The 4,886-nt window shown below is 54.9% G+C and carries 5 protein-coding genes and 1 pseudogene; 4 read left to right on the top strand and 2 right to left on the bottom strand.

The window, feature by feature from the left end:
• Positions 1 to 101: 101 nt before the first annotated feature.
• Positions 102 to 392: pseudogene (locus AC0QKW_RS00640) on the top strand (IS4-like element ISSysp3 family transposase); the annotation flags it as partial.
• A gap of 111 nt (positions 393 to 503) precedes the next feature.
• Here the strand turns inward: AC0QKW_RS00640 and AC0QKW_RS00645 are convergent.
• A complete protein-coding gene (locus AC0QKW_RS00645; RefSeq protein WP_473149141.1) occupies positions 504 to 794 on the bottom strand; it encodes a PepSY domain-containing protein in 291 nt (96 codons plus the stop codon).
• Between the two features lie 368 nt (positions 795 to 1,162).
• Between AC0QKW_RS00645 and AC0QKW_RS00650 the strand changes: the two genes are divergently transcribed.
• Together AC0QKW_RS00650 and AC0QKW_RS00655 are read left to right on the top strand one after the other, a co-directional pair.
• Complete coding sequence (locus AC0QKW_RS00650) at positions 1,163 to 2,008, top strand: S41 family peptidase (RefSeq protein WP_473149142.1); 846 nt, start codon at positions 1,163 to 1,165, stop codon at positions 2,006 to 2,008.
• Entirely contained in the window at positions 2,009 to 2,536 is a 528-nt protein-coding gene (locus AC0QKW_RS00655; protein ID WP_473149143.1) for a S41 family peptidase, read from the top strand.
• Between the two features lie 681 nt (positions 2,537 to 3,217).
• Here the strand turns inward: AC0QKW_RS00655 and AC0QKW_RS00660 are convergent.
• Positions 3,218 to 3,931 (bottom strand): LuxR C-terminal-related transcriptional regulator, encoded by a 714-nt coding sequence (locus AC0QKW_RS00660; RefSeq protein ID WP_473149144.1) that lies wholly within the window; start codon positions 3,929 to 3,931, stop codon positions 3,218 to 3,220.
• 92 nt (positions 3,932 to 4,023) lie between these two features.
• Between AC0QKW_RS00660 and AC0QKW_RS00665 the strand changes: the two genes are divergently transcribed.
• A complete protein-coding gene (locus AC0QKW_RS00665; protein WP_473149145.1) occupies positions 4,024 to 4,719 on the top strand; it encodes a DJ-1/PfpI family protein in 696 nt (231 codons plus the stop codon).
• Positions 4,720 to 4,886: the final 167 nt, after the last annotated feature.

Below are 4,886 nucleotides of genomic sequence, written 5' to 3' on the forward strand. Positions count from 1 at the left end.
GCCTCGGCTTCGGTTGAGAACTGGGGCGGCGCAATGGCGTATAGCCATCGCTTCAGGGGTATCGGTCATGTCCTAACGATTTTGGCGATGGCTATAAAACCGGTCGAGCGGATGACTCCCTCTCGGCCTCGGTGACCTTTAGCGAACCACAACAGCAATGCCTGACGCACCTGCTGCCGACGTTGCAGGGGCGAACCCGAAAACAGCAGAATCCCATCCCCCCAGGCTCGCTGCCTTGGGCCACTGGGCTCATTGCACGGCTGGGGGGATAGGCGGGATATGGCTCGCAACCGCCACCCGGCATTCGACCCTTGAGCCAAGGACTCAAGAAATTTGAGGCCATCTTTGAGGGATGGTTACTGGCTCAGGGCTCATTTGTGTGTATTGAGTAGCCGAATTTGGGAGAGGGGGTTGGGGGATGAGGGAAAAGCCCTAACCGCAAGGGTTTCAAGACTTATGTGTACACGGTAGGGGGCTGGAGGGGTGCTGTACGCTTCCTTACTCTAGGAATTCAGCTTTTTTTGGAAGCGACGCTTGGGCTGTAGCCACATGAGAATACCCGTGGCGATCAGCACCAGCAGCCCCAGGGAGTTGAGAAAGGGATAGACCGCCTGCAGGTCGATGATGCCAAAATTGCCCTTGTGCAGATCTAACAGCCATTCAAAGGCATCATCCCGGCCTGCCATATCGACGAGCTGATACAGGGAACCCGTCAGCACCGTCAGCACGATGGGCAGCAGCATAATCGGCGCTAAAAAACGATGGGTCTGGCGCAGGGTTTTGGCAGAGATCATGATCGGGACTCCAAAAGACTAACCCCACTGTGGCAAAGGCCGATGGCAAGGCTGTGGCAATGGGGTGTCAAAGCGACACGACTTCTACGGATTTCTCAGACCCCATCGGGGCTCAGCATTAAGGCACTTTGGGACGCGCTGCTTAGGTTGCAACCCCATCAGCATGCCCGTCAGCACCAGCACGCCACTGCACAGCATCGGTGTTGCGGCACAGGGCAGCCTCCCCTACCGGCCTGGATGACCACGGGTTTGTCAAACGGTTGCCACAGCTCTGCCATAGGTGACGGTTATGCTCGGAGCTGTCTATAGACTAAACGGCCTAATCTGGCGGCAGCAGACCCGCTGCCCTGGCATCTTTAGAAATGCCGATGGGCTCTGTTTCAGCTTCCTACCGTTCTGTGGCTTGTCCCTTCAACCCTACTGCTGCGCTATGCCTCACCGTCGTCGATGGTTTGCCCTTGTCCTCTAACGTCGCTGCCCTTTCGCCCACCGAAAAAGCTCTGGTGCTCACCTCAACCCTGACGCTGATGGGGCTGCCGGTGCTGACCACCACGGCCTGGGCCGCCTGGCAGGAGAGTCCCAAGAGCGTTTTAGACGAGGCCTGGCAGATTGTCCATCGCTCCTACGTGGACCCCAGCTTTAACCAGGTGGACTGGGTGCAGGAGCGGCAGGCCTTGCTGGGGCAGGAATACTCCTCTCCCGATGCCGCCTACGCGGCGCTGGAGGCGATGCTGGCGAAGCTCGATGACCCTTATACCCGGTTTATGACGCCCCAGGAGTTTCAGGCGTTTTCGACCCAGACCAGTGGCCAGCTGGTGGGGATGCGGCTGGCCCTGGCCCCCGAGACCCAGGCGCTGCTGGTAGTACAGCCGATTGAGGGATCGCCTGCGATCGCCGCCAATGTGCAGCCGGGCGATCGCATTTTGCAGATCGACGGCACCTCCACCCAGGGCATGACCGTGGAAGAGGCCGCCAGCCAGATTCGCGGCGAGGCGGGCACCACGGTGGAACTGCTGCTGCAGCGCAACGACACGGCCCCCTTTGCCCTCACCCTCACCCGCGCCCGCCTTGATCTGCCGGTGGTGACCTCGGCCCTGCGGGAAAGCGACGGGCAGCGCATTGGCTACCTGCGCCTGAGCGAGTTTAACGCCCAGGCCGCCGACCAGATGGAGCAGGCGATTAAACACCTGGAGCAGCAGCAGGTGGAGGGCTAAGTGCTCGATCTGCGCAACAACCCAGGCGGAGTTTTGGACCAGGCGATCGCGATCGCCCGCATATGGATTGACCAGGGGGCGATCGTGCGCACCGTAGACCGGGCGGGCCAGTCGGAGGCGGTCAGCGCCAACCGCACCGCCATTACCGACAAACCCCTGGTGGTGTTGGTCAACGGCAACTCCGCCAGCGCCAGCGAGGTGCTCACCGGGGCGCTGCAAGATGACCACCGGGCCACGGTGGTGGGCACCCAAACCTTTGGCAAGGCCCTGGTGCAGTCGGTCAACCGCCTCCACGACGGGTCGGGGCTGAATGTCACCATCGCCCACTACTACACCCCCTCGGGGGCCGACATCAACCACCGGGGCATTGCCCCCGACGTGGTGGCCGAGTCGCCCGAGGCCGACCAGCGCGACCTGTGGATGCACCCCGATCGCCTTGGCACCGAGCAAGATAGCCAATTCGTTACGGCGATCACCCATCTGCGGGGGGCAATTGCGGCTCGGTCTGCCAGTCAGGCGCGGCGCTAAGGATGATCAAAATTCCTGGCTTGATTTTGGGTGCAGCGATGGATAGATCTGGCATCGAACTAACCGCCTTGCCCCTGCTACCTTAGTCAATTAGGGCTACCTTGACAGACAGCCCTGTTACATCAAAAGCCTGTGGCCATGCTGTTGTCATTGCATAGCAAAATTCTCTTACTCAACTAGTAAGGAATCTTAATTAAACGCAGAATAAACAAGGGGCAAAGCCCATGTATCTTGGCCTTGATTTAATAGTGGAATTCCACCTGCGCTAATTTTAATCTGGCTAGAAGGTCTCAGACGGTCAGCGTTATGGGTTGTAACACCATCAGCGAACCCTCCACTATATCTATCGGTAGATAGCCCTAGGTTTCACCGACCTATCCCTAATCGTTTGTTGGTTTGCCAGACCACCCCCCGCAGGCGAAGTCGTGTAACGACCAAGATAAGCGGCGGTAAATAATCTCTGAAACCTCACCAAAATCTCTCGTCCGTCTGCTTCAGCGACTTTTTATAGCGATTCTCAATGGAGTGAGGTGCACAATTATTGAGTTCTAGATCCCCCCGGTGCCTTGCTGTCTAAGTTTCACTCTGTACCTCCCTTATCAAGGGGGGCAGGGGGGATCCTCGCGGTGTACTTCATCCGAGTGAAATCCACTATATTTTGCGCTGACTCACTAGTTTTACCTATGGTTCGAGTAGATCTTTCAACTTTGCTACCATCTCAGTTCGGGCAGAAACCTCTAACTTCCGAAACATGCGCTTTAGGGCTTGCTTAACAGAATTCTGAGTGATCCATAGCTCCGCACCAATTTCTGCATTGGTCAATCCTTTGGCGACAAGATTGGCAATCTGAAGCTCTCTTGGCGTAAGGCAGCTTCCAATTAGATTGGGAGTCAAGGAAGGTTTTCGCAGCTCAGCAAGACGGGCAGAGAAGTGGGTGCAAACTGCTCCTAGACTCGCGAGATCCAACTGATCAAAAGAAGGCACATGACCAATGCGAGCAAAATTAATTGTGCCAACTAACTGGCCGCGCCCAACGAGAGGCCCCGTCATAATATGCTCATGGTCATAGGTAGAACAGCACCGTTTATATAACTCACTCTGTTTCCAGGCTCCTTTAGGTAAAACCAATTCTTCATGGGCCGGAGCATGGTACTCCAAGACGTACTTTAAAACTGGGTCAACGGCTTTACCAAACTTTTGATATCGCTCCACAAACCCATCGGATACTCCTCTCGCATCAACGGTAGCCAAACCAAAATCTGCGTCTAATAAATAAATTCCCCAGCGCTGTACTCCAAAGTATCCGCTGATACCATCCATCACCCGGCATCGTAGGGATTGCTCGGTTGGTGCAGTCGCGATCGCCTGAAACAAAGGGTAGAGAGAACGAGGCATAAGCTAAAAGTGTACCCACTTGAGGACTATTGGCATTAGCTGACTTTCCCTACAATCATTCCACAGTCGAACGTCTCAAACAACCAAGAACAATGACTCAACTACACGTTGGATTTCTCATTTATCCCGATGTCGTTCAGCTTGACGTCATGGGAGCGCATCAAGTCCTCTCCTTTCCACCCAATACACAAGTGCATTTGATCTGGAAAACTCTGGCCCCTATCGTCAGTAATGAAGGCCTGATCCTGACTCCAACCGTAACCTTTGCAGATTGTCCACCGCTGGATGTGATTTGTGTTCCAGGAGGCGGTATTGGACAAATTGAGGCCATGAAAGACCCTGACATTTTGGACTTTCTGCAACAGCAAGCAAAAACTGCTCAGTACGTGACAAGTGTATGCACAGGTTCATTAATTTTGGCGGCGGCTGGTTTAATTCAAGGTTACAAAGCAACCTGTCACTGGGCATTTCGAGATCAACTGGCAATGCTTGGTGTGGAAGTCGTACCCCAACGAGTTGTGATTGACCAAAATCGAGTAACTGGGGCGGGTGTCACATCCGGGATCGACTTTGGGTTGACAATACTGGGGCTGCTTTGCGGGGAAGAGGTGGCGAAAATGGCTCAACTGATGATGGAGTATACCCCTGAACCTCCTTTCAATGCAGGTACACCGGAAACAGCAGGGAAGGAGGTCACACGATCATTAATGCAATTTGGTAAACCACTGCTTGAAGCATTCTTGGCTCAAACGAGAGATACAGCGGCTCAGCTAAACCTCAAAAGCTGACCTCTGTGTCTGGGTGCTTCACAGATTGCCTCTAGGCTACTTTCTCTATCGAATATTCAGCAGGATAACGACCCAGGGTAAGCGCAAGAAAACTATCGAGACATTGTGCTAGGTTGCGAGCCCTGCAGCAAGGACAGTGAGCATGTAGTCAGGACTCATTGAGGCTC

The sequence above is a fragment of the Pseudanabaena sp. PCC 9330 genome (assembly GCF_055795045.1).

What these genes read in the sequence shown, in the direction of transcription:
- AC0QKW_RS00645 (WP_473149141.1), bottom strand. Translation starts at nt 794, where the DNA reads ATGATCTCTGCCAAAACCCTGCGCCAGACCCATCGTTTTTTAGCGCCG.
- AC0QKW_RS00650 (WP_473149142.1), top strand. Translation starts at nt 1,163, where the DNA reads ATGGGCTCTGTTTCAGCTTCCTACCGTTCTGTGGCTTGTCCCTTCAAC.
- AC0QKW_RS00660 (WP_473149144.1), bottom strand. Translation starts at nt 3,931, where the DNA reads ATGCCTCGTTCTCTCTACCCTTTGTTTCAGGCGATCGCGACTGCACCA.
- AC0QKW_RS00665 (WP_473149145.1), top strand. Translation starts at nt 4,024, where the DNA reads ATGACTCAACTACACGTTGGATTTCTCATTTATCCCGATGTCGTTCAG.